The following is a 21,904-nucleotide window of genomic DNA, read 5'->3' as shown; positions in this document are numbered from 1 at the left end:
ACAATGTCGGCCGGCAGGTCGGTCATCAGGCACTCGGCTTAAGGCGCATCGCCCCTCTGGCCTCCCGTCAGCACGAAGTACTGCGTCGAATCCGCGGGCGCCCGCCACGCCGACGAGGGCGACCGCATCCGCCTGCTCGACGCCGGGACCTACGGGAACGTCTTCCTCGTCTTCGAGCCGCTCCCCGAGGGACGGTGACCCCTCGGCGGCGGACCGCCGCCGCGCCGACAGCCACGGAGATGGCCGTGCGCGCGATGTATCACGAGGCCTTCGGCGCGATGCCCGAGGTGCGTGAGGTCCCCGACCCGACGCCCACGCCGCGCGGCCTGGTGATCGAGGTCGGGGCGACGGGCCCGTGCCGGAGCGACCGGGACAGCCGGAAGGGCCGCGACCCCGGTCTCCGCCCGCCGCATGTCCCTGGGCACGAACTCGCCGGGAGCATCGTCGCGTGCGGACGCGAGCGAGGCCGCTTCGCGCTCGGCGACCGGGTCACGCTGCCGTTCGTCTCGCCTTGGCCACCTCGGTCGCGGTGGGAGGCCCTCGCCTGTCCGCTGTCACGTCGAGGTCGGCTTCGTCGCTGCGAGCGGCGCGATCAGGTTGTCGTGCCCGGCGAACGCCGCGTGGCTCCCGGCCGGGACCGCGTTGCGACCGGTCGCGTCGCGCTCCCCTGACCGCGTGCGAAGGCCGGGACCTTCAAGCGCGGTCAGGGAACGCGATCGAGCACGCGACCGGGTCGACGGGACCGGCACGACCGCCCCGCCCCCGGCAAGGCTCCGTCGTCCCTGACCCCGGCCCGGCGACGCGCTTCGAGGCTGAAGCGGGCCGTCCGCTTTCTTGACTCGCCGATCAGCCGCCGCAGATAATTTCATGCGTCCCGGCGCGGAGCCTGATCGTGGACCTTGCGCGCCTGCGGACGCTTCGGGAACTGGCCGTGCGGGGTACGATGGCCGCGGTGGCCGAGGCACTCCTCGTCTCGCCCTCGGCGGTTTCCCAGCAGATCGCCTTGCTGGAGGGCGAGATGGGCACGGCGCTCGTCGAGCGGCGCGGGCGCGGCGTCGTCCTCACCCTGGCAGGAGCGCGGCTCGCAGAGCATGCCGGGGCGGTGATCGCCATCCTGGAGGAGGCGCGCACCGACCTCGCCGCGATGAGGCGCGAAGTGGCCGGGGAGTTGCGGGTGGCGGCCTTCCCGTCCGTCGCCGCATCCCTCATCCCGCATGCGATCCGCTCGGCCTCCGCGAGGTATCCGGCCCTCCGCATCTCCTTCGAGGAGCTGGAGCCGGCCGAGGGCTTGGCGGCGCTCCGCGCGTGGCAGGCCGACATCGCCATCGTCGACGACCTCACCACCGCGGGGCCCGCCGACGGCAGGATCGAACTCGCCCATCTCCTCGACGACACGCTCCACGTCATGCTCCCGCGCGGTCACCCCCTGGCGGCACGCCCCTTCGTCGGCCTCGGGGATCTACGCGGGGAGCCGTTCGCCCTCGACAACGCGAGCAGGGACTACGCGGCGGTGGTGGTCCGGGCCTGCCGCGAGGCGGGCTTCGAGCCTGTCGTCAACGGACGCTGCGAGGGCTTCGAGGTGGTGCGGGCCCTGACCGCCGCCGGCTGCTCGATCTCCGTCCAGCCCGGCCTGCGGGCCACGGGCGACGACGCCGAAATCCGTTTCCGCGAGCTCCGGCCAGCCATGACGCGATGCATCTCGGCGGCGTACCGCCGCGGCGAGGCGCGCCACCCCGCGGTCGGCGCGTTCCTCGCCGCGCTCAACGACGTGGTCGGGGCCGCCCGGCGCGAAGAACGGCTGCCCACGCCTGGCCCGCCCGGTCCCGCCACCGCGCCGACGGCCTCCGGACGATGAACGACCGCGCGCTGCGGTACTTCCTCGCCGTCGTCCGTACGGGTTCGGTGCGCGCTGCGGCCGAGGTGCTCCACGTCGCCGCATCGGCGGTCAGCCGGCAGGTCATCGAGATGGAGGCCGAGATCGGGCAGCCCCTGCTGGAGCGGCTTCCGCGCGGGGTCGTGCCGACGGAGGCGGGACGCGTGGTCGCCGAGCACGCGATGCGCCAGGCGGACGAGCGCCTCCTCCTCGGCGACCGCCTGCGCCGCCTGCAGGGGCTGCAGGAGGGCACGGTCCGCATCCGGTGCGGCGGCGGCTTCGTCGCCGACCTCGTCGAGAACGGCCTGACCGGCTTCTCGGAGAGCTACGCGGGCATCGCCTTCACGGTCACCCTCGGCACCACCGACGGCATCCTCGCCGCCGTCGCGCAGGGCGACGCGGACATCGGCATGGCCTACGACCCGCCGGCCCATCCCGACGTGCGCAGCGTGGTGTCCGCGCGCCAGCCGCTGCTGGCGGTGCTGCCGCAGGACCACCCGATGCAGGGGACCTCCGCCGTCCCGCTAGGGACCTTCGCGACCGAGCCCGCCGCCCTGCTGCCCGACGACCATGGCGTGCGCCGGATGCTGGGCCGGGTCGAGGCCGACGGCGACTTCCGGCTGACCCCGCGCTTGGTGACGGGTTCATTCGACCTTCACCGGCGCCTCCTCGTCGCCGGGCTCGCCATCGGCTTCCTGCCGCGCTTCGTGATCGCCGCCGAACTGCGCGCGGGCCTCCTGCGAACCATCCCCCTCCGGGAGGTGAGCCTCACCGACGTCCGCAGCCATCTCCTGATCCGGAGCGGTCGCCGCCTGCCGGAGGCGACGCGCAGGCTGCTCGACCACCTCGCGCAGTCGATGATCGCCTTCCAGGGAGTATCCTCGACGCACCGTACTCATATTCCGCACACTGAGTGCGAAACTCGCTGATTGTCGCAACACGCCGCACCTGACATCCGTCGCTGATGCGAAGGACGGAGCGCGGCATGACCATCGAGACCATCGGCGTCGTCGGGCTCGGCAACATGGGTCTCGGCATGGCGGCGGTCCTGGCCCGCAAGGGCTTCGCGGTGAGCGGCTACGACATCAGCGAGGCCAGGCGCGCGGCCGTCGAGGGGGAGGGCGTGCGGTTCTCCTCCAGCCTGACCGACCTGCTGGGTACGTCCGACGCCCTCGTCTTCTCCCTGCCCCTCGCCCGGGACGTCGAGGCGGTGGTCACGACGCCCGGTGGCCTGCTCGAACGCCGCGACCGCAGGATCGTGGTCGTCGACACCTCGACCTCCGATCCCGGCACCAGCCGCCGCCTCGCCGGCCGGCTCGCCGAGGCCGGGCACGCGCTCCTCGATGCGCCGGTGAGCGGGGGGCCATCCGGCGCGGCGCAGGGTACGCTGACGATGATGGTCGGGGGCGCCGCGGAGGACTACGCGCTCGCCGCGCCCGTGCTCGCCGCGATGTCGGCGCGCGCGGTCCACGTCGGCCCCTCGGGGGCGGGCAACATCGTCAAGCTCGTCAACAATCTGCTCGTGGCCGCCCACCTCGTCACGACGGGCGAGGCCATGCGGCTCTCGGAGGCCGCGGGCCTGTCCGCACGGGAGGCGGTGGCGGTGGTCAACGCGGCCACCGGGCGCAGCGCGATCAGCGACGTGATGTTCCCGCGCTGGATCCTCCCGGGCACCTTCGACAGCGGCTTCTCCGCCGGACTGATGCGCAAGGACGTGCGCCTCGCCCTCGAACTCGCGGCCGAGAGTGGCCTCGACCTGCCGCTCTCGGCGCATGTCGGGGCGATCTGGGAGGAAACGCGAGAGCGCATCCCGGACGCCGCCGACTTCACCCGGATGGCCGATTACCGCGACTGAGGAAGAGCCCGATGTTCGACAACCAGCACACGCAAGCGGCCCGGCGTGCCGGGGCGTTCCTCGCCGACGTCCTGCCCGGCGGCCGGATCGGCAGCGTCGTCGGCGGCGAGGTGCTCGCGGGGCGGGGCTCCGAACGCGAACTCGTGAACCCGGCCGACGGTCGGGCCTTCGCCACCTTCGCGGACGCGGGCCCCGAGGTGGTGCAGGCGGCGATGGACGCGGCGCGCCCCGCCCAGCGGCGGTGGTGGGGCATGACGGCGGCGGCGCGCGGGCGGGCGATGTGGGAGGTCGCCCGCCTCGTGCGGGCCAACGCCGAGGCGCTCGCCGCGCTGGAGACGGTGTCGGCGGGCAAGCCGATCCGCGACACGCGCGGCGAGGTCGCCAAGGTCGCGGAGATGTTCGAGTATTACGCCGGCTGGTGCGACAAGCTGCACGGCGAGGTCATCCCCGTGCCGACCTCGCACCTGAACTACACCCGCCACGAGCCCTTCGGCACCGTGGTGCAGATCACGCCCTGGAACGCTCCGGTGTTCACCGCGGGGTGGCAGATCGCGCCGGCCATCTGCGCCGGCAACGCGGTGGTGCTCAAGCCCTCCGAGCTCACCCCGCTCACCTCGCTCGCGCTCGGCGCGCTCTGCCACCGGGCCGAAGGCGTCCCGACCGGGCTCGTCTCCGTGCTCGCGGGCGCCGGGCCGACGACCGGCGCAGCGGCGGTCGCCCATGCCGAGACGCGGCTCGTGGTCTTCGTCGGCTCGGCGGAGGCCGGCGCGCAGATCGCGGCGGCCACGGCGCGCAACGTCGTGCCGAGCGTCCTGGAGCTCGGCGGCAAGTCGGCGAACGTCGTCTTCGCCGACGCGGACCTGGACCGCGCAATCCTCGGCGCGCAGGCGGCGATTTTCGGCGGCGCCGGGCAGAGCTGCGTCGCGGGCTCGCGCCTGCTGGTGGAGCGCACGGTCCACGCCGCCTTCGTCGAGCGGCTCGCGCACGCCGCGGCGCGCATCCCCGTCGGCCTGCCGACCGATCCGGCAACGCAGATCGGCCCGATCAACAACCGCCGCCAGCTCGACAAGATCGACGGCATGGTCCGCGCAGCGGCCGCGGCCGGCGGCCGGGTCGCCACGGGCGGTGCCTGCCCGGAGACCCTGCGCGACACGGGCGGCTTCTTCTACGCCCCGACCATTGTCGACGACCTCGAGGCCGACGCCGGGATCGCCCGCGAGGAGGTCTTCGGCCCCGTGCTCGCCGTGCTGCCCTTCGACACGGAGGAGGAGGCGGTCGCCATCGCCAACGCGACACCTTTCGGGCTCGCTGGCGCGGTCTGGACGAACGACGTCGGGCGCGCGCACCGGGTCGCGGCGGCGGTGCGGGCCGGGACCTTCTGGGTCAACGGCTACAAGACGATCAACGTCGCGTCGCCCTTCGGCGGCTTCGGCCGCTCGGGCTTCGGCCGCTCTTCGGGACGCGAGGCGCTGATGGCCTACACGCAGACGAAGAGCGTCTGGGTCGAGACCGCGTCCGAGCCCGGCGTCGCCTTCGGCTACGTCGGCTGAGCGGAAGGCGCCGCCGCGGCCCGCCCGCCGCGGCCCACGAACCAGGCCGCGCTGCGGCAGGCGACGATTCACCAGCGTGGAGGAGACCATGTCCCACGAAGCGGTCCTCGATGCCGGCGCACGCCCGGCAGGAGGCACGGGGTTCGGCGCCTGCGCCCGCCTCTTCCTGATCGCGCTCGTCATCGTGGCCGCGGCGGAGGCCATCGGGAACGTCTCGGTCCCGCTCGGTTCGAGCAAGATCGTGCTCCTTCCCCTCCTGTGGGCCTTGCTGCTCGGAGCCGCGCTGGGCCTCGCCGCCCCGCGCATGCCGGCGTCCCTGCGCCTGACGACCGCGATGCAGAACCTCTCGGCGGCCTTCCTCCAGCCCGCCCTCCTGATCTTCGTCGCCAAGCTCGGCCTTCTCGTCGGCGGGTCCGTCCCCAGGATCCTGGCGTCGGGCTGGTCGCTCGCCTTCCAGGAGTTCGGGCACTTCTTCGGCACGATGGTGTTCGGCCTTCCGACGGCGCTCCTCCTCGGGATCAAGCGCGAGGCCATCGGCGCGACCTTCTCGGTCGGACGCGAGCCGAGCCTCGCGATCATCGGCGAGCGCTTCGGCATGGACTCGGCCGAGGGACGCGGCGTGCTCGCGGAGTACCTGACGGGAACGGTGTTCGGCGCCGTGTTCATCGCCGTGCTCGCCGGCTTCGTGGCGAGCATGAACGTCTTCGACCCGCTGGCGCTGGCCATGGGGGCCGGCGTGGGCTCTGGCAGCATCATGGCGGCCGCGGCGGGCGCCATCGCCGCGCAGCAGACGCCGGAGGTCGCCAGGGACGTGGCGACCTTCGCGGCGGCGAGCAACCTCGTCACGACGACCATCGGCACGTACTTCACGCTGTTCCTGTCGCTGCCCTTCACGATCTGGGCGTACGGGACTCTGGAGCCCGTCCTCGGCCGCTTCGCCGGGGCGCGGAGGCCCGCCGCCGCGGCGCCCTCCGGGACATCCCCCGTCAGCGAGGAGGTCCAACTCGGTCCCGCCGCCCTCGTCGCGGGATGGGTCCTGATCGCTGCCTACGGCCTCGTGGGGAACCGGCTGACCTACGGTACGCCCGCCGACGGCCCGGCGGTCGCCGGCATGGCGGTCATCCTCGTCCCCGTGCTCGTCGGCTACGCGCTCTACCTCGCCACCCGGCGCATCCTCCCGGCGGTGATCTGGGTGTCCCTCGTCGCGATGCTGATGACCTATCCGTCCATGCCGTACGCGGCGGAGACCGCGGCGCTCACCGGCCGGATCAACTTCCTGGCGCTCGCGACCCCGATCCTCGCCTTCGCGGGCCTGTCCATCGCCAAGGACGTGCCCGCCTTCCGACGCCTCGGCTGGCGCATCGTCGTCGTCTCCCTGATGGCGAACGCCGGCACCTTCCTGGGGGCTGCCCTGATCGCCCAGCTCTGGATGCATCCGCCGGCCTGAGGCCGGCGGCGGCACGTCGCGCGACGTCCGTCGGGAGAACGACCGCGACCATCGATGCCGGCCTCGTCACGCACATGGTCGCATGGCGCCGTGACCTGCATGCTCACCCCGAACTCGCCTTCGAGGACGCGCTGCCGGTCGCGGGGACGACCGGCCTGCCGGACGCCTCCCGCACCCCCGGGGTCGTGCACGCGTGGCGACGTCATCGATCCGCACGCGGACAGGCAGAGCCACCAGTCTTATCGCATCGTCCCGGCCGTGCGCGACGACATCGCGGCCATCCTCAAGGGCGAGCGGCAGGACGAGATCCGGGGGCGCGTCGCGGCCGGTGCCCAGCGGTTCGGGCTCAGGCCTCCCCGTCGGCGCACGCCGGCCGCCGGCCGATGAGCGCCGGGCCTCCGACGCGGACGGAGGAGTCTTCGGGGCGCGGAGAGGCGGGCGGATGGCTCGGACCGCCTCGCGCGCTCCCCGGCGCGGCCGCCGGGGCGGGGCTGACCGCCGCACGATCGATTGCGCGGGGGGCGAGGGGAGGATCGGATCAGGCAAACAGGATGCAGGTCGGGCTGCCCGTCCGCGCGACGACCGTCCCGCCCGACAGGCATCCGGTCAGCGCGTTGCGGGGGAAGCTCACGATGGTGTCGCTGTCCTCGTTGGCCGCGAACAGGCGCTCTCCCGAGGGGTCCAGCGCGCAGAAGCGCGGCGTCGTCCCCTCGGCGGCAACCCAGCCGACGGGCGAGAGGCGGCCCGTGTCGGGATCGACCGCGAAGGTCGCGATCGAGTCGTGGCCGCGATTGCTCGCGTAGACGAACCGCCCGTCGCGGGAGACCTCGATCTCGGAGGCCCTGCTGAACCCGATATACGTGTCGGGCAGGGCGGACACCTCCTGCCGGGGCGCGATGGCGCCGGTCTCCGCATCGTACCCGCACGCCATCACGCTCGAGGACAGCTCGTTCAGGACGAAGACCTGCGGCAGGCGCGGGTGGAAGGCGAGATGGCGCGGCCCTGCCCCCTCCCGTGCCCGGGCGGGCGGAGGGCTCGCGGCGCGCAGCCGTCCGTCGGCGTCGAGCCAGAAGGTCGTCACGAGGTCGAGACCCTTGTCGGGCACGGCCAGGAACCGGCCCGCGGGGTCGAACACCACCTGGTGCGGCTTCGCGAAGGGCTGCTCCGTCCGGTGCGGCCCGATCGTCCCGGCGAGGGGAACGTGGTCGATCACCTCCCCGAGCGTCCCGCCGGCGCCGATCGGCAGCACCGCGAGGCTCGACACGTAGGCGCCGGCCGTGATGTGATTGGCGACCACCAGGAAGCGCCCCGACGGGTCGACGGCCAGGTGGACGGGGTTCCTGCCCCGGCACGTGACGCCGTTCACGAAGGCGAGCCGGCCGTCCCCGGGGGCGACGCGGAACGCGCTGACCTCGCTCGCGTCGCCGTGCACCGCGTAGAGCATGTGCCGCTCGCGGTCGAAGGCCAGGAATGACGGGTTCGGGAGCCCGTCGACGCTCTGGACCAGCGTCCACGGCCCCCCGGAATCCGGCAGCCGGTAGACGCCGATGCCGCTGCCGCGCGCGTTGCGCTCGCGCGTCGTCCGGCAGCCGACATAGGCGAAGCGCGCGGGGGCGGGACGGGCCTGAGCGGGCATCGGGGCGTTCTCCTCGGGCGGGTGATCGGCCGCGCGCGCCGGCCGCAACGATCGGGACCACGTCGCACCGGCGATCAGGGCAGCCGCAGCCCGCCGGGTGAGCGCGACCGGTCCGCCTGGTGCCTGAACAGCCACGACTGCCTCCCTTAAATTGAATTTTATAGTGATTAAACACATCGCCAGGCCTGCCGCAAGCCGCGGGGACTGGACGGCGCGCGGTTCCCGGGGCAGGCAGGGCGGGTCCGGGTCGAGGGAGCCGCCAGACCGACGATGCCGAGGCCGAGCCTTGTCCCGCAGGTGACCGCGCTGATCCTGGATCAGATCCGCGACCGCAGGCTCACGCCGGGCCAGCACCTTCCGAGCCAGGCGCTCGCGGACGGCTTCCGGCTCTCGCGCGCGCCCGTCACGGCCGCCCTGAAGGAACTGGAGAGGCAGGGCGTCGTGCGCTCCGAGCCGAACCGGGGCTACTTCCTGGCGGACGAGGCGGAGGCGATCGCGCGGAGCGGGCGGCCGAGCCTCGGCGCGCCGGAGGCGGAGGACGAGGTCTACCTCCGCATCGCCGAGGATCGCCTCGCCGGCCGCCTGCCCGACCGGGTCAGCGAGGCCGAGATGATGCGGCTCTACGCGGTGGCGCGCCCGCGCCTGGCCAAGATCCTCTACCGGATCGCCGAGGAGGGCTGGGCCGAGCGGCTGCCCGGCAACGGCTGGGAGTTCAGCCCCATGCTGACCTCCCGCGAGGCCTACGAGCACTCCTACCAGTTCAGGGCCGCCGTCGAGTCGGAGGCCCTGCGAGCGCCCACCTTCCGGATCGACGCGGCGGCCTTCGCGGCCGCCCGGGCCGAGCAGTCCTTCATCCTGGAGGGGGGCCACCGCACCCTCTCGCGCGCCGAATTGTTCCGCGCCAACGCGGCCTTCCACGAGATGCTCGTCGGCTGCTCGGGCAACGACTTCTTCCTCGAGGCGCTCAAGCGGGTGAACCGCCTGCGCCGGCTCATCGAGTACCGCGTCACCCTCGACCGCAGCCGCTTGCCGCTGCAGTCGCGCGAGCACCTGATGATCCTGGACCTGCTCACCTCGGGCCAGCGCGAGGCCGCGGCGGTCTACCTGCGCCAGCACGTCCTCGGCGCGAGCGCGATCAAGGCGCCGCGCGTCGGCTGACGCCGAACCGGCTGACGCCGGCTTGATTGCATTTAAAGATCATATAATGTAGTAACCCTGCCGCGTCGGAGGCGCGCCGCCGAGAGCGCGACCCGGGTCGCCCCACGGGAGGACAGCGATGCAGGCCAGCGACAGCCCGGCGATCGAGCGTGCGACGACGCGCAAGGTCTTCTGGCGCATCATCCCCTACACTTTCGCGCTCTACGTCATCTCGTACCTCGATCGCGCCAATCTCGGCTACGCCGCGCTCCAGATGAACAAGGAGCTGGCGCTGACCAGCGAGGCTTTCGGCTTTGCCGCCGGCATCTTCTTCATCGGCTACTTCCTGTTCGAGGTGCCGAGCAACGTCGCCCTGAACCGGTACGGGGCGCGGCTCTGGATCGCCCGGGTGATGATCACCTGGGGCCTGATCTCGATGGGCTTCGCCTTCATCACCGGGCCCGGCCAGTTCTACGTCCTGCGCTTCCTGCTCGGCGTGGCCGAGGCCGGCTTCTTTCCCGGCGTGATCGTCTACCTGACCTACTGGTTCAGGGCCAAGGAGCAGGCCACGACCGTCGCGTGCTTCACCGCGGCGATCCCGGTCTCGTACCTGCTGGGCGCCCCCCTGAGCACCTGGATCATGGACCACGCGTCCGGCTTCGGCCTGTCGGGCTGGCGCTGGATGCTGATCCTCGAGGGCCTGCCCGCGGTGATCGCCGGCGTCGCGAACTACTTCGTCATGACCGACCGTCCCGAGCAGGCCCGCTGGCTCAGGCCCGAGGAGCGCGCGTGGCTCGCGGGCGAGCTGCGCAAGGACCAGGCCGCCCGCCAGGACGTGAAGCATCTCGGGCTGCTGGCTGCCATCACCGACCCCAAGGTGCTGTTCCTCTCGGCGGTCTACTTCATCTACCAGGTCGGCAACCTCGGCATCGGCATGTGGATGCCCCAGATCATCAAGAGCCTCTCCTCCGGCCTGAGCAACGTCGAGGTCGGCCTGATCGCGATGGTGCCGTACGCCGTCGCCACCCTGGCGATGCTGCTCTGGTCGAGGAACTCCGACCGCACGGGCGAACGCCAGAAGCATTCCGCCCTGCCGCTCCTCGCGGCCGCCGCCGCGCTCGCGGCGACGGGTCTCGTGGTCGACCCTGCCCCCGCCATGGCGCTGATCTCGGTCGCGCTCGCGGGCCTCTACGCCTTCAAGTCGCCGTTCTGGTCGCTCCCGGGCCTCTTCCTCTCCCGCTCGACCGCCGCCGTCTCGATCGCGGCGATCAACTCCATCGGCAACCTCGGCGGCTTCGCGGGTCCCTACGCCATCGGGGCGATCAAGGATTGGACCGGCAGCCCCCTCGGGGGCCTCCTGGTCCTCGCCGGGCTGCTGTTCCTGTCGTTCCTGATGACCTGGTTCGCCCGCATGGCGGACGGGCCCGAGCCGGCCGCGGGCGCCGCCCGCGCCTCCGCGTGACACGCCCGCCCGCGACGCCCCCGATCCCCCGGACGCCTCCCATGACCCGCACCGCAGACGTCGTCCTGGCCGGCCGCAGCTGCCGCGTGATCGACCTGCCCGCCGTCGCGGGCGAGGCCCTCGCGCGCCTGCCCTGGCTCCATCGCGTGATGCTGGAGAACCTCCTGCGCCGGGCGCCGCCCGACGATCCGGCCCTGGGCGCGGTGGCGGGCTGGCTCGCGCAGGGACGGAGCGGGGCGGAGATCCCGTTCAACCCCGGCCGGATCCTGATGCACGACACGACCTGCGGTCCGGCGCTGGTCGACATCGCCGGCTCGCGCGCGGCGCTCGCCGAGGCCGGCGGCGACCCGGGACGGCTCAACCCCGTCCTTCCGGTCGACGTATCGACCGACCACTCGGTCTGCGTCGACGTGTTCGGCCGTCCCGACGCGCTCCGGCGCAACATGGAGGCGGAGTTCACGCGCAACGTGGAGCGCTACCGCCTCATGAAATGGGCCACGCGGGCCCTCTCCAACGTCACCGTGCATCCGCCCGGCACCGGCATCATGCACACGATCAACCTGGAGCGGCTCGCCACCGTCGTGACGACCGAGACGCGGGACGGCGTGCTCTGGGCCGTGCCCGACACCCTGATCGGCACCGACAGCCACACCCCGATGATCAACGGCATCGGCGTCCTGGCCTGGGGCGTGGGCGGCCTCGAGGCCGAGAGCGTGATGTTCGGCATGCCGGTCGCGATGCGGGTGCCGGAGGTGGTGGGCGTGCGCCTCTCGGGGCGGCTGCGGGACGGCGTGCTGGCGACGGACCTGGCGCTGCGGGTCACCAACCTCTTGCGCGCCACCCCGCTCTCGGGGCGGTTCGTCGAGTTCTTCGGACCGGGCGTCCCGGGCCTCTCGGCCGGCGACCGGGCGGTGGTCGCCAACATGGCGCCCGAGTACGGCTCGTCCTCGGGCTACTTCCCGGTCGATGGCCGGACGCTCGACTACCTGCGCGCCACGGGCCGGCCGGAGGCGCACGTCGCCTTCGTGGAAGCCTATGCGCGCCGGGTCGGCCTGTGGTTCGACCCGGATGCGACACCCTGCTACGACGCGGTGCTCGCGCTCGACCTCGACACCGTCGCGGTCGCGCTGGCCGGACCGCGCCGCCCGCAGGACCTGCTCACGCCGGACCGCACCCGGGCGGTCCTCGCGCCGCTGCGCCGGCCCGGCGTCCCGGCCCCGAGTGCCGCCGACCCGGTCCCCGACGCCGCGGTCGCCCTCGCGGCGATCACCAGTTGCACCAACACCTCGGACCCGCGCCTGCTGCTCGCCGCCGGCCTCGTCGCCCGCAAGGCCCGCGCCCTCGGCCTCGCCCCGAAGGCCTGGGTCAAGACCTCCCTCGCGCCCGGCTCGCCCACCGCCGAGCGCACCCTGCGCCGCTCGGGCCTCCTCTCGGACCTGGAGGCGCTCGGCTTCAGCATCGTCGGCTACGGCTGCACCACCTGCATCGGCAATTCGGGGCCGCTGCCGCAGGCCGTCACCGACGCCGTCGCGGCGCGCGGCATCCTCGCGGTGGCGGTGCTGTCGGGCAACCGGAACTTTCCGGGCCGGGTCCATCCCGGGCTCGAGGCCGGGTTCCTCGCCTCGCCGCCTCTCGTGGTCGCCTACGCGCTGGCCGGCGACGTCGACCGCGACATCCTGCACGATCCGCTCGCGACGACGCCGGACGGCCGCCCGGTCCGCCTCGCGGAGATCTGGCCGACGGGCGCCGAGATCGACGCGGTCACGGCGGCGGCGGCCCGGGCCGGGGATTACGCCCCGGCCTACGACGCGGCCGAGGCCAACCCGGCCTGGGCCGGCCTCGATGCGCCGGATTCAGCGCTCTACCCCTGGGATCCGGCCTCGACCTACATCCGGCGCCCGCCCTTCGCGCAGGTCAGGGGCGAGGAGCGGCTCGGCCGCTACCTCGCCGACCCGATCCTGGTCGTGGGCGACGACATCACCACCGACCACATCTCCCCGGCCGGCCCCGTGCCGGCGGGGAGCGAGGCGGCGGCCTACCTCATCGAGCGGGGCGAGGATCCCCGCGACCTCAACGTCTTCTCCGCCCGGCGGGGGAACTGGGAGGCGATGCTGCGCGGCCTGTTCACCAACAAGGCGGTCCGCAACCTCCTGGGACGCGACATCCCCCCCGGGAGCACGGTCTTCGCCCCCACCGGCGAGGTGCTGCCGCTCTGGCGGGCCGCCGCGCGCTACGAGGGCGCGAACCGGCCGGTCGTGATCGTTGCGGGAGAGCGCTACGGCATGGGCTCGTCGCGGGACTGGGCCGCGAAGGGGGCGAGCCTCCTCGGCGCGCGCGCGGTGCTGGCCACGAGCTTCGAGCGCATCCATCGCTCGAACCTCGTGAACATGGGCGTCCTCCCGCTTCTCCTGCCGCCCGGCCGCCACCCGGACTCCCTCGCGCTGCGTCCCGGAGACCGCCTGCAGGTCGACGCCGCGCCCGACCGGCTGCGACCGCGCGGGGAGATCCCGGTGACGCTCAGGCGTGCGGACGGGACGGGTGCGGCGCTTGCCTGCCGGGCGGCCGTCGAGACGAGCCTGGAGGTCGAGGTGCTGGCGGCAGGCGGCGTGATCCCGATGATCCTGCAGCGCACGCTGCGCAGTCCCGCGCGCGCCGGCGGCCCCGCGGCCTGATCGCGCGTGACGGCGTCCGCGGTCGCGGCGGATCCGCAGCGGACGGTCCGCCCCGCATCCGCCGCGACGAGGCGGCCCGGGCCTGCCCGGGAACAAAACGCCCCGTGCGGCCGTCCCCCGAGGCAGCCCTGGGCGAGACAGCCCTGGGCGAGACGGCCATCGGCGAGACAGCCCTGGGAAGGAATGCGGAACGTGGTTCAGCCCATCATCGTGCTCGCGGGTGCGGCCGGCGATCTCGGCACCCGGATCGCCACGGCGCTCACGGCGCGCGGCGCCACAATCCGCGCGCTGGTGCGCCCCGATGCGTCCGCCAGCGACGCCGATCGCGTCGCCGCGACGGGGGCGATCCTCACCCCGGCGGACGCCGCCGACGTCGCGTCCGTCGCGGCCGCCTGCGCCGGGGCCGCGTGCGTCGTCTGCGCGCTCAACGGATTGCGGGACGTCATCCTCGACCGGCAGGGCGTGCTGCTCGACGCGGCCGTGCGGGCCGGGGTCCCGCGGTTCATCCCGTCGGACTACTCGGCCGACTTCACCAGGACCCGGCCGGGCGGCAACCGCAACCTCGACCTCAGGCGCGCGTTCATGGAGCGCGCCGACCGGGCGCCGATCAAGGTCACGTCGATCCTCAACGGCGCGTTCCTGGACATGCTCGGCGCCGAGATGCCGATCATCCAGCCCAGGATCCGCCGCGTGCTCTACTGGGGCAGCGCCGACCAGCCGCTCGACTTCACCGCCAAGGACGACGTCGCCGCCTACGCGGCCGCCGCCGCCTGCGACGCGGACACGCCGCGCATCCTCCGGGTCGCCGGCGACACCGTCAGCGCCCGCGGCATCGCCCGGGCGATGAGCGAGGCGACGGGTGAGCGGTACCGCCCCTTGCGGGCCGGGAGCATCCGCTCGCTCGGCGTGCTGATCCGCCTGACGCGGCTCGTGGCGCCGCAGCCGCGGGCCACGTTCCCGCCCTGGCAGGGCATGCAGTACATGCGGGACATGTTCAGCGGGCGCGGCACGCTCGAACCTCTCGACAACGACCGCTACCCCGGCTTGCGCTGGACCTCGGTCCCCGCGCACCTCGCGGCGGGACCGGCCGCGGCCGCCCGCACGCGGTGAGCGCCGCCTGCCCGCGCAGGGCGACGGCGCCCCCGGCCGGGCCGCGCGTCGACCGCGCTCGTCCCCGGCGCCCGGCCGGGACGGCCCGCACGCGGTGCGATGACCGGAGGATCGTGTCGGCGTGAGACGGAGCCTGCTGAGGTCGAACCGGAACTATCGCCTCCTCCTCTCGGGCAGCGTCGTCACCAACCTCGGGGACGGCGTGGTCGCCGTCGCCATGCCCTGGCTCGCCGCGCTGCTCACCCGCGACCCGGTGCAGATCGCGGCCGTGGCGACGGCGGGAAGCCTGCCCTGGTTCCTGTTCGCCCTGCCCGCCGGGGTCTGGACCGATCGCGCCGACCGCCGCCGCCTCATGATCCGGGCCGATTGCGTGCGGCTGGCCCTGGCCGCCTGCGTCGTCGCGATGACCCTCGCCGTGCCCGCCGGGCCGGTCGCGGCGGGCGCGCAGGCGGGGCTCGTGGCCACCCTGGCGGCGATCGCGTTCCTGGCCGGGACCGCCGAGGTCGTCCGGGACAACGCCGCGCAGACGCTCCTGCCGTCGATCGTTGCGGGCGACGAGCTCGAGCGCGCGAACGGTCAGATGTGGAGCGCCGAGCAGGTCGTCGGGCGGTTTCTCGGGCCGCCCCTGGCGGGCGCGCTGATCGCGGCCGGGATCAGCGTGCCCTTCGGCTTCAACGCCGCGACCCTGGCCCTGGCGATCGGCACCGTCTGGCTCATCACCCTGCCGGCCAGGACGCCGGCCGCGCCCGCGCGGTTCTGGCCCGCGCTGCTGGAAGGCGTGGGCTGGATGCGGCGCACGCCGCCGATCCTGCGGCTCGCCGTCATGCTGGGCGCCTTCAACGCGGTCGCGGTCGGCGGATGGACGATCCTCGTGCTCTACGCGCAGGAGGTGCTCGGCCTCGGGGCGAGAGGCTACGGCCTCCTCCTCGCCTGCGCGGCGGCGGGGGGCGTCCTGGGCGGGATCGTCGCGCCGGGCGTCGCGCGCCGGATCGGGATGCGCGCGAGCCTCATCCTGGCCCTCGCCAGCTTCGTCCTGCTGCACCTGGCGCTCGGCCTGTCGCGCTCCGTGCCGCTGGCGGCCCTCGCGATGGTCCTCGAGGCCGCCGGCGTCATGCTCTGGAACGTCGTGACGGTCAGCTATCGCCAGCGGCTGATCCCGGACGGCCTGCTCGGCCGGGTCAACGCGGTCTACCGGTTCTTCGCCTGGGGGGCGATGCCGTTCGGCGCCCTCGGGGCGGGCGCGCTCGTCTCGGCGCTCGAGCCCGCATTCGGCCGCGCCGCGGCGCTGCACGGCCCCTACCTGCTCGGCGCCCTCGTCTGCGGCGGGTTGCTGGTCTACGGGACGCTGCGGTTGCGCTTCGATTCCTGAGCCGACGCCGGCCGCGGGCCCGCCGCGACGCGCTCGCGGCGCGCGGGTCTCGCCCGCGCCGGTCGGGAGTCCGGCTCGAGGCCCGCCCGGCGCTCGAGGGCGGTCCGTGACGGCGCGGCATCTCGGGGCGACCCGGCGGGCGGTCGCCGGGCACCACCCGGTTCCGGGGCGCCGGCCGGCCGGGCGGCCGCGGCGGAGCGGCGTCCCCATCGAGGATCCGTCAGGCGCCGGCGAGGAGGGCCGCGACCCGGTGCTGGCGCGCCAGGATCCCGCGCAGGTGATGGATCGCCCCGTCCTGGAGGGATTGCAGCGCCGAGGGCTCCTCCTCGGTCGCGCGCCGCATCGAGACGTAGAACTCGAAGCCGCCGGGCTCCGTCGCGGCGACCTGGTTCAGCACGAACGGGAACAGGCCGAGCCGTGCGGCGTCCTCGACCCGGTCGAGGAAGGAGAGCGGCGTGAACACCCAGCAATGGCACGCTCCGTAGGCCTCGCAGGCGAGCGCCTCGACGGCCCGCGCGTGCGCCAGGGCCAGCGCCGCCTCGCCGCAGAGCGGCGGCGCCCGGGCCGGGTCCTCCCCGGCCCAGACCCGCGCCGGTTCGACCGCCCGCGCCTCGTGGGTGTGGGCGAAGAGCTGACGCGCGCTCGGACGGGTGTAGGCGAGCAGGTCCGCCTCGACGAGCTCCGCGGTGCTGCTCGCGGCGCGGCCGGCATCGAACATGAAGCGCTTGTCGGGCAGGGAGAGGTTGAGCACGCCGCCCGGGCGCAGCACCGCGTGGATGCCGCGCAGCCAGCCGAGCAGGTTCGGCACGTACTGCGCCACCTGCGCGGCGATCGCGAAGTCGAAGCCCGTCTCCCCGAGCACCGGGCCGAGCGGGCCGGAGCCCGCCCAGCCGTGGTCGATGGGAACCGCGCCCGGCAGGCCGGCCTGCGCCTCGCGCGCGTGGTCGACGTAGGCGACGCGCAGGCCGGCGGGGAGGGGGGTCGGGTTGGCCCCCGGCCCGAACTCCAGGCCCTTGCCCTCCGGCAGGCCGACGTCGTGGGTGAGCCGGGCGAGGCGCCGGTCGGCGGCCCGGCGCGCCAGGAAGGCGTCGAGTGAGAGCGCGCCCGTCCGCATCCCGCCCGCCCGCTCCCGCCTCAGGCCGCGAGCCAGGGGCGGCCGTCCGCGTCGCTCCAGGCGCACTGGGCGGCCAGCTCCGCCGCGAAGCAGGCGTCGAGGCGGGCCCGCTCGGCCTCGACCAGAGGTCCCTCCACGGCCACCGGCCGGCAGCGGGCCGCGAGGCCCGGCACGACGAAGTCCGGGTTGTGCAGGAGGTGCTGGGAGGCCTCGTCGAAGAAGGCCCGGTCGCCCCAGTCGAGGTAGCTCTCCGCCGGCAGCCCCTCGGCCAGCAGGATGTCGTGCCGGTCGAGCTCGACGTGCCAGTAGGTGACCCGGGCGCAGGGCGCGCGCACGACGCTGGTGCCGTTGATCAGGCACATGATCGGCACGAGCACGCCGCCCTCCTGGTCGGGGCCGGCGCCGACGAGCACGGGGTGGCCGGGCGAGAGGGAGAGGTCGCGGGCCGGCAGGCCGGGACCGAAGGCGCCCGCGCGCACGCGGACCGGCTGCTGGTCGTGCGGCAGCGTCCGGCCGCCGGCGTCGAGGTCGCGGTGCCCGATCCAGGTGATCGGCCGCACGACGCCGGAGGCGGTCACGGCGCGGTCGCCGACCCGGAGGTCCTCGACCGCCACCTCCGCCTCGCCGCCCGGGCGCACCACGCGGATGCGCGTGCCGGTGACGAAGCAGACCGGCGCGTAGTCGCTCGGGGTGTTGTTGCCGTCGAAGGTGACGCGCTGGCGCGGGGCGAGGGTCGTGTTGGAGAACACGTAACGCGTCGTCGGGTTGCCCGGGTTGTCCGTGAACTGGATCATGCCCGGCGAATCGTACTGGGTCGCGTATAATGTTCTGGTGGTGGAAGCACTCTCCGCCGGGAAAATGCCCGTAGCTTGTACGGTGTCTCCTGTGTTGTTGACCGTTCCTGTCACGCGAATGTTTGACGTGGAAACATCATCGATGCCGAAGCCCGCCGACGGTGCGCCGTCATCCGAACCAACAAATCCCGGTCCATAAAGCGTGTTGTTGAAGACGATCGGCATGGCAGCAACCTCCCGGATCTTGTTCGATGTCTGGTGTGGCGGCCGCGTGCTCGCCCGCGGCCGTGCATCCGCATGATGGCGGGACCAGTCATCCTCCAGCCTGATAGCAACCGCGGCGCCGGCGCGTAAGGGGCAGGCAGGCTGTCAGGCGCGCCCGTCTCGGCCCAACAGAAGATCGACCGCCTTTTCCCGCCGCCTGTGCTCTCGATGCTACGGTTTTTGCGGGAGACGACGGCTCTCGCCTGGACGAAGATTCGCGAACCGGCGTCTCATTGCCGAATTATCCCGGGATCGACTGCCGAATAATCCCGAACGATCGCCGCTCGACTGGTCGGCCGCGCTGCGGCCGACGACGCGGGATGGCGTTCGGAACGCCCTCCGCAACGCTTCGGCGGCCTCGCGGAGGGCGCCACGGGCCGTCCCGGTGCCCGCGGGCGGGTTCCCGGCCCGGCGCGCGGGCCGCGCCGACGCCCGCCCCGGAAGGCACCCGCGGGCGGCGCGGTCGCGGCGCCGGATCCGGGCGGCAGCGCGGGCGCCGATCCGGAATGCCGGGTTTTGATTCAACTGCGCCCGATGTTGGACAATCATCCTTGTTCTTCTGCGGGCAAGGATGGACCCGCTGCTGCTCGGAGGACGCGATTTCCAGGGTTCATCAACCTGCCGTTCGGGCCTTGCCGATCCGGGAGCCGTGCGGCGCAGGGTGCCGCGGCGGCGCCCCGGCCGCCCGGGTCCCGCCCCGGCGGGCCTCCGGCGGCCCCGGGGGCGCGGTCCGCCCGGCACTGCGGCTCCGTGGGCCGGCGACCACTGGCCTGCTCGTTGCATCGCCGCAACAGATACACCGTGAGATGGAGGCCTCATTTGCGCCCTGATCGGCCATCATGCCGGCCTCTGCAAGTATCTTCCATGACCTATGGGGTGGCAACTTGAGCGCGTATCTGAGTCCTGACCTGAGCGCGCTTGAAAACACGTCCGACGACGCGCGCAGCGTGCCGATCGCCGCCGGCGGCACCTGGGATGATCGAAGTATATTTACCGAGGAGCGCTTCGCTTCCCTGCACAGGACGTACAAGAACGCGATTCCTTACCCGCACCTGGTCTTCGACGGCCTGTTCCCGCCGCAGCATCTCGAGGCCGCCCTGGACGCGTTCGCGCCCTCGAGCCTGATCGACTGGCGCTCCTACAAGACCGATCTGATGCAGAAGGCCGGCACGGCGCCGAACTCGGACCTGCCGCCGGCCGCCCAAGCTTACTTCGACACGCTCTATTCCGGCCCGTTCCTGCGCTTCCTCACGCGCCTGACCGGGATCCCGAACCTGATCCCCGACCCGAGCCTCTACGGCGGCGGCATGCACGAGGTCTCGGGCGGCGGGCGGTTCGAGATCCACGTCGACTTCCAGCGCCATCCGGAGACGCGGCTCGACAACCGCCTCGCCGTCATCACGTACCTCAACCACGACTGGCGCGAGGCCTACGGCGGGGCCCTGGAGCTCTGGGAGACGGAGCCGGCGCATTGCGGGGCCCGCATCACGCCGCAATTCGGCACCACCGTCGTCATGGAGCAGTCGGCCATCGCCGCGCACGGGCACCCGGCCCTCGTCCGCTCCGGCCTGCGGCGCCGCGCCCTGATCGCGTACTTCTACACCAACGGCCGCGAGGACGCGCCCGGGCCCGCCAACGAGACCACGATCTACATCAGGCATGGCGGCCAGAACCTGCGCCAGCGCGGCCAGATCGTCCTGCGGGAGGTGCTGCCGCCCAGGATGCTGTCGCTGCTCAAATCCCTCAACGCCAGGCTGAGAAGCCCGTGAGGCCGCCCCCGGCCACGGACCGGAGCCCGTCCCGCCGCCAGGGCCGCGCTCCGGGCGGGCCGGACCGCCTTCCGCGGCGGCGCACCGCGCGCAGGGGGCCGCACCGGCCGCCGCCGGGCCGATGACGCCCGGCGAGCCCGACCGCGACGCGCGCCGGCGCCGGCGGAGCCTCTTCGCGCTCGTCTTCATCGCGGCGCTGGTGGGCGGGAGCGTCTGGCTCGCCGCCACCCTGCGGCGCGAGGCCCTGATCGAGGATTGCCTGGCGGCCCGCCGCGGCGATTGCGACCGGCTCACCGGCCGCTAGACCCCCGGCATCCCGCTGGGTCCCCGGCATCGCCCGTCCCCGCGGAGGGCGCCGGCGCGGGCCGGCTGCCCGGGGCGCCCCAAGGCCAAGGTACCCCATTACGGTCCAGATTGTCTGATCTGAGGCGCTGGCCCGCACCGGTCGGGTCGTTCTGGAGTAGAGCCTTTGTTGATGCGCGTCGCCGCCGCCCTCGCCCTCACGTCAACTGCCGCGCTCGCCGCGCCGGCGCCGGGCCCGACGCCCGACCGCGCCGCCCTGAAGCAGTACTGCACCGGCGATTACCTGACCTATTGCGGCAACCTCCCGCCGGACAGCCCCGAGGTGCATGCCTGCTTCAGGCAGAACAAGGCCAAGCTGTCCCCGAACTGCCAGGCCGCCATCGCCAGCTACGTGAAGGCGCAGCGCAGGGGCTGACGCGGCACACCGGGGCCCGGGCGGATCCGAGGCCCGCCCCCGGGCCCGCCCTCAGCCGAGCCAGTCCCGCACGGCGCGCTTCAGGAAGTCGGCGTCGGCCGGGTTCGCGGCCGGGTTGCCGGCCCGGTGGCCCCAGAGGCTCGGGATCGGCCGCAGGGCGGCGTCGCGCAGGAAGGGCAGTTCGGCCGCGTTGTCGGCGACCCGGAAGTACAGGTCCGTCTCGCCCGGCATCAGGAGCACGCGGGCCTCGATCGCCCCGAGCGCCCGCGCCAGGTCGCCGCCGTAGCGCGCGTCGCGGCTGATGTCGCCGGCCTCCCAGGTCCTGAGCTGGGCGTACAGGTCGGCGGCGCGGCGCCGGGCGAAGCGCTCCTCCCAGTCCGTGCGCAGGAAGGTGTCGAGGTCGGGCGCCCCCAGGGCGGTCCGGTGCAGGTCGGCGCGGTAGAAGTCCTGGCTCAGGCCCCAGCCGGCGTAGACGCGGCCGAAGGCCCGCAGGGCCGCGGCGGGCTCGCCCGCGAAGCGGCCCTCGCCCCGGTGCTCGGGCGCGGCCTCCAGGATCGCCATCAGGCCCTTGAGGAAGACGCGGTTGTGGGTGGCCGTGCGGGCGCTGCCGCAATTCACCACCGCCCGGGACACCCGCCCGGGATGCAGCGCCGCCCAGTGATAGGCCTGCTGCGCGCCCATGGACCAGCCGTAGACGGCGTGCAGGCGCTCGACGCCCCACGCCTGCGCGAGCAGGCGTTGCTGCGCCTGCACGTTGTCCCAGGCCGTCACCAGGCCCGGCCAGCCCGGGGTGTTGGACGGGCTGGAGGACAGGCCGTTGCCGAACATGTCCGGGATGACGATGAACCAGCGCGTCGGGTCGAGCACGCCGTCCGGGCCGATCAGCCACGCGAGGTCCGGGTGCTGCGCGCCGTAGCTCGTCGGGTAGAGCACGACGTTGTCGCGCCCGGGCGCGAGGGTGCCGTGCGTCTTCCAGGAGAGCACCGCGCCCGGCAGCACGGCGCCCGATTGCAGGGGCGTGTCGCCGAGGGCGAACCGCCCGGATTCGGTGGGCCAGGCCGTCACGGGCGCGGTTCCCGCGCGCGGCGCGCGGGGCGCGCTCCCGCCCGGCCGGCGGCGCGGCGGGCGCGGCCG

The 21,904-nt window shown here is 73.7% G+C and carries 18 protein-coding genes; 14 read left to right on the top strand and 4 right to left on the bottom strand.

Annotation, left to right across the window (positions count from 1 at the left end; genetic code table 11):
* The first annotated feature begins 245 nt into the window (after positions 1-245).
* From DT057_RS26615 to DT057_RS26590, 6 genes are all read left to right on the top strand, one after another.
* Complete coding sequence (locus tag DT057_RS26615) at positions 246-671, top strand: alcohol dehydrogenase catalytic domain-containing protein (RefSeq protein WP_128565111.1); 426 nt, start codon at positions 246-248, stop codon at positions 669-671.
* A gap of 221 nt (positions 672-892) precedes the next feature.
* Positions 893-1,855 (top strand): LysR family transcriptional regulator, encoded by a 963-nt coding sequence (locus DT057_RS26610; RefSeq protein ID WP_128565110.1) that lies wholly within the window; start codon positions 893-895, stop codon positions 1,853-1,855.
* Positions 1,852-2,802 carry a LysR family transcriptional regulator gene (locus DT057_RS26605; RefSeq protein ID WP_128565109.1) on the top strand — a complete coding sequence of 317 codons (951 nt, stop codon included), beginning with the start codon at positions 1,852-1,854 and terminating at the stop codon, positions 2,800-2,802. The genes DT057_RS26610 and DT057_RS26605 overlap by 4 nt, the downstream gene beginning before the upstream one ends.
* 56 nt (positions 2,803-2,858) lie before the next feature.
* Positions 2,859-3,728 (top strand): NAD(P)-dependent oxidoreductase, encoded by an 870-nt coding sequence (locus DT057_RS26600; RefSeq protein WP_128565108.1) that lies wholly within the window; start codon positions 2,859-2,861, stop codon positions 3,726-3,728.
* Between the two features lie 11 nt (positions 3,729-3,739).
* A complete protein-coding gene (locus DT057_RS26595) occupies positions 3,740-5,278 on the top strand; it encodes an aldehyde dehydrogenase family protein (protein ID WP_128565107.1) in 1,539 nt (512 codons plus the stop codon).
* 88 nt (positions 5,279-5,366) lie between these two features.
* Entirely contained in the window at positions 5,367-6,725 is a 1,359-nt protein-coding gene (locus tag DT057_RS26590; RefSeq protein ID WP_128565106.1) for a DUF3100 domain-containing protein, read from the top strand.
* Positions 6,726-7,263: 538 nt separating this feature from the next.
* On the opposite strand, the gene DT057_RS26585 is transcribed toward DT057_RS26590, so the two are convergent.
* The gene (locus DT057_RS26585) at positions 7,264-8,361 is read right to left on the bottom strand and encodes a lactonase family protein (protein ID WP_128565105.1); all 1,098 of its coding nucleotides are present in this window, start codon (positions 8,359-8,361) and stop codon (positions 7,264-7,266) included.
* A 270-nt stretch (positions 8,362-8,631) separates the two neighbouring features.
* Between DT057_RS26585 and DT057_RS26580 the strand changes: the two genes are divergently transcribed.
* The 5 genes from DT057_RS26580 to DT057_RS26560 all read left to right on the top strand — a co-directional run bounded on the left by DT057_RS26580 (position 8,632) and on the right by DT057_RS26560 (position 16,111).
* Positions 8,632-9,519 carry a GntR family transcriptional regulator gene (locus DT057_RS26580; protein ID WP_128565104.1) on the top strand — a complete coding sequence of 296 codons (888 nt, stop codon included), beginning with the start codon at positions 8,632-8,634 and terminating at the stop codon, positions 9,517-9,519.
* Between the two features lie 118 nt (positions 9,520-9,637).
* Positions 9,638-10,960: an MFS transporter gene (locus tag DT057_RS26575; RefSeq protein ID WP_128565103.1), complete on the top strand. Its 1,323-nt coding sequence runs from the start codon at positions 9,638-9,640 to the stop codon at positions 10,958-10,960.
* Positions 10,961-11,001: 41 nt separating this feature from the next.
* Complete coding sequence (gene acnA, locus DT057_RS26570; RefSeq protein ID WP_128565102.1) at positions 11,002-13,632, top strand: aconitate hydratase AcnA; 2,631 nt, start codon at positions 11,002-11,004, stop codon at positions 13,630-13,632.
* A gap of 192 nt (positions 13,633-13,824) precedes the next feature.
* The gene (locus DT057_RS26565; RefSeq protein WP_238313829.1) at positions 13,825-14,742 is read left to right on the top strand and encodes an NmrA family NAD(P)-binding protein; all 918 of its coding nucleotides are present in this window, start codon (positions 13,825-13,827) and stop codon (positions 14,740-14,742) included.
* Between the two features lie 121 nt (positions 14,743-14,863).
* Complete coding sequence (locus DT057_RS26560) at positions 14,864-16,111, top strand: MFS transporter (protein ID WP_128565100.1); 1,248 nt, start codon at positions 14,864-14,866, stop codon at positions 16,109-16,111.
* Positions 16,112-16,331: 220 nt separating this feature from the next.
* Here the strand turns inward: DT057_RS26560 and DT057_RS26555 are convergent, their stop codons facing one another.
* Entirely contained in the window at positions 16,332-17,225 is an 894-nt protein-coding gene (locus DT057_RS26555; protein WP_128565099.1) for a methyltransferase domain-containing protein, read from the bottom strand.
* 20 nt (positions 17,226-17,245) lie between these two features.
* A complete protein-coding gene (locus tag DT057_RS26550; RefSeq protein ID WP_238313830.1) occupies positions 17,246-18,019 on the bottom strand; it encodes a Hint domain-containing protein in 774 nt (257 codons plus the stop codon).
* A gap of 1,211 nt (positions 18,020-19,230) precedes the next feature.
* Between DT057_RS26550 and DT057_RS26545 the strand changes: the two genes are divergently transcribed.
* The 3 genes from DT057_RS26545 (at position 19,231) to DT057_RS26535 (ending at position 20,770) form a co-directional block, all read left to right on the top strand.
* Positions 19,231-20,052, top strand: a complete 822-nt coding sequence (locus DT057_RS26545; protein WP_238313831.1) for a 2OG-Fe(II) oxygenase — start codon at positions 19,231-19,233, stop codon at positions 20,050-20,052.
* 121 nt (positions 20,053-20,173) lie between these two features.
* Positions 20,174-20,356 (top strand): hypothetical protein, encoded by a 183-nt coding sequence (locus DT057_RS26540; RefSeq protein ID WP_128565097.1) that lies wholly within the window; start codon positions 20,174-20,176, stop codon positions 20,354-20,356.
* 171 nt (positions 20,357-20,527) lie between these two features.
* Positions 20,528-20,770 (top strand): hypothetical protein, encoded by a 243-nt coding sequence (locus tag DT057_RS26535; RefSeq protein ID WP_407068122.1) that lies wholly within the window; start codon positions 20,528-20,530, stop codon positions 20,768-20,770.
* Between the two features lie 51 nt (positions 20,771-20,821).
* Here DT057_RS26535 and DT057_RS26530 read toward each other — a convergent pair whose 3' ends face one another.
* On the bottom strand, positions 20,822-21,835 hold the full coding sequence (locus tag DT057_RS26530; RefSeq protein WP_128565095.1) for an alpha/beta fold hydrolase: 1,014 nt from the start codon (positions 21,833-21,835) through the stop codon (positions 20,822-20,824).
* Between the last annotated feature and the right edge of the window lie 69 nt (positions 21,836-21,904).

Origin of the sequence: Methylobacterium crusticola (assembly GCF_003574465.1) — a bacterium.
GTDB lineage: Bacteria > Pseudomonadota > Alphaproteobacteria > Rhizobiales > Beijerinckiaceae > Methylobacterium > Methylobacterium crusticola.
This window is presented reverse-complemented; position numbering and strand designations above follow the sequence as displayed.

Excerpts from the sequence above, each read along its gene's own strand:
- DT057_RS26580 (WP_128565104.1), top strand. The coding sequence starts at position 8,632 with ATGCCGAGGCCGAGCCTTGTCCCGCAGGTGACCGCGCTGATCCTGGAT.
- DT057_RS26605 (WP_128565109.1), top strand. The coding sequence starts at position 1,852 with ATGAACGACCGCGCGCTGCGGTACTTCCTCGCCGTCGTCCGTACGGGT.
- DT057_RS26575 (WP_128565103.1), top strand. The coding sequence starts at position 9,638 with ATGCAGGCCAGCGACAGCCCGGCGATCGAGCGTGCGACGACGCGCAAG.
- acnA (WP_128565102.1), top strand. The coding sequence starts at position 11,002 with ATGACCCGCACCGCAGACGTCGTCCTGGCCGGCCGCAGCTGCCGCGTG.
- DT057_RS26600 (WP_128565108.1), top strand. The coding sequence starts at position 2,859 with ATGACCATCGAGACCATCGGCGTCGTCGGGCTCGGCAACATGGGTCTC.
- DT057_RS26555 (WP_128565099.1), bottom strand. The coding sequence starts at position 17,225 with ATGCGGACGGGCGCGCTCTCACTCGACGCCTTCCTGGCGCGCCGGGCC.
- DT057_RS26535 (WP_407068122.1), top strand. The coding sequence starts at position 20,528 with ATGCGCGTCGCCGCCGCCCTCGCCCTCACGTCAACTGCCGCGCTCGCC.
- DT057_RS26595 (WP_128565107.1), top strand. The coding sequence starts at position 3,740 with ATGTTCGACAACCAGCACACGCAAGCGGCCCGGCGTGCCGGGGCGTTC.
- DT057_RS26585 (WP_128565105.1), bottom strand. The coding sequence starts at position 8,361 with ATGCCCGCTCAGGCCCGTCCCGCCCCCGCGCGCTTCGCCTATGTCGGC.
- DT057_RS26590 (WP_128565106.1), top strand. The coding sequence starts at position 5,367 with ATGTCCCACGAAGCGGTCCTCGATGCCGGCGCACGCCCGGCAGGAGGC.
- DT057_RS26540 (WP_128565097.1), top strand. The coding sequence starts at position 20,174 with ATGACGCCCGGCGAGCCCGACCGCGACGCGCGCCGGCGCCGGCGGAGC.
- DT057_RS26550 (WP_238313830.1), bottom strand. The coding sequence starts at position 18,019 with ATGATCCAGTTCACGGACAACCCGGGCAACCCGACGACGCGTTACGTG.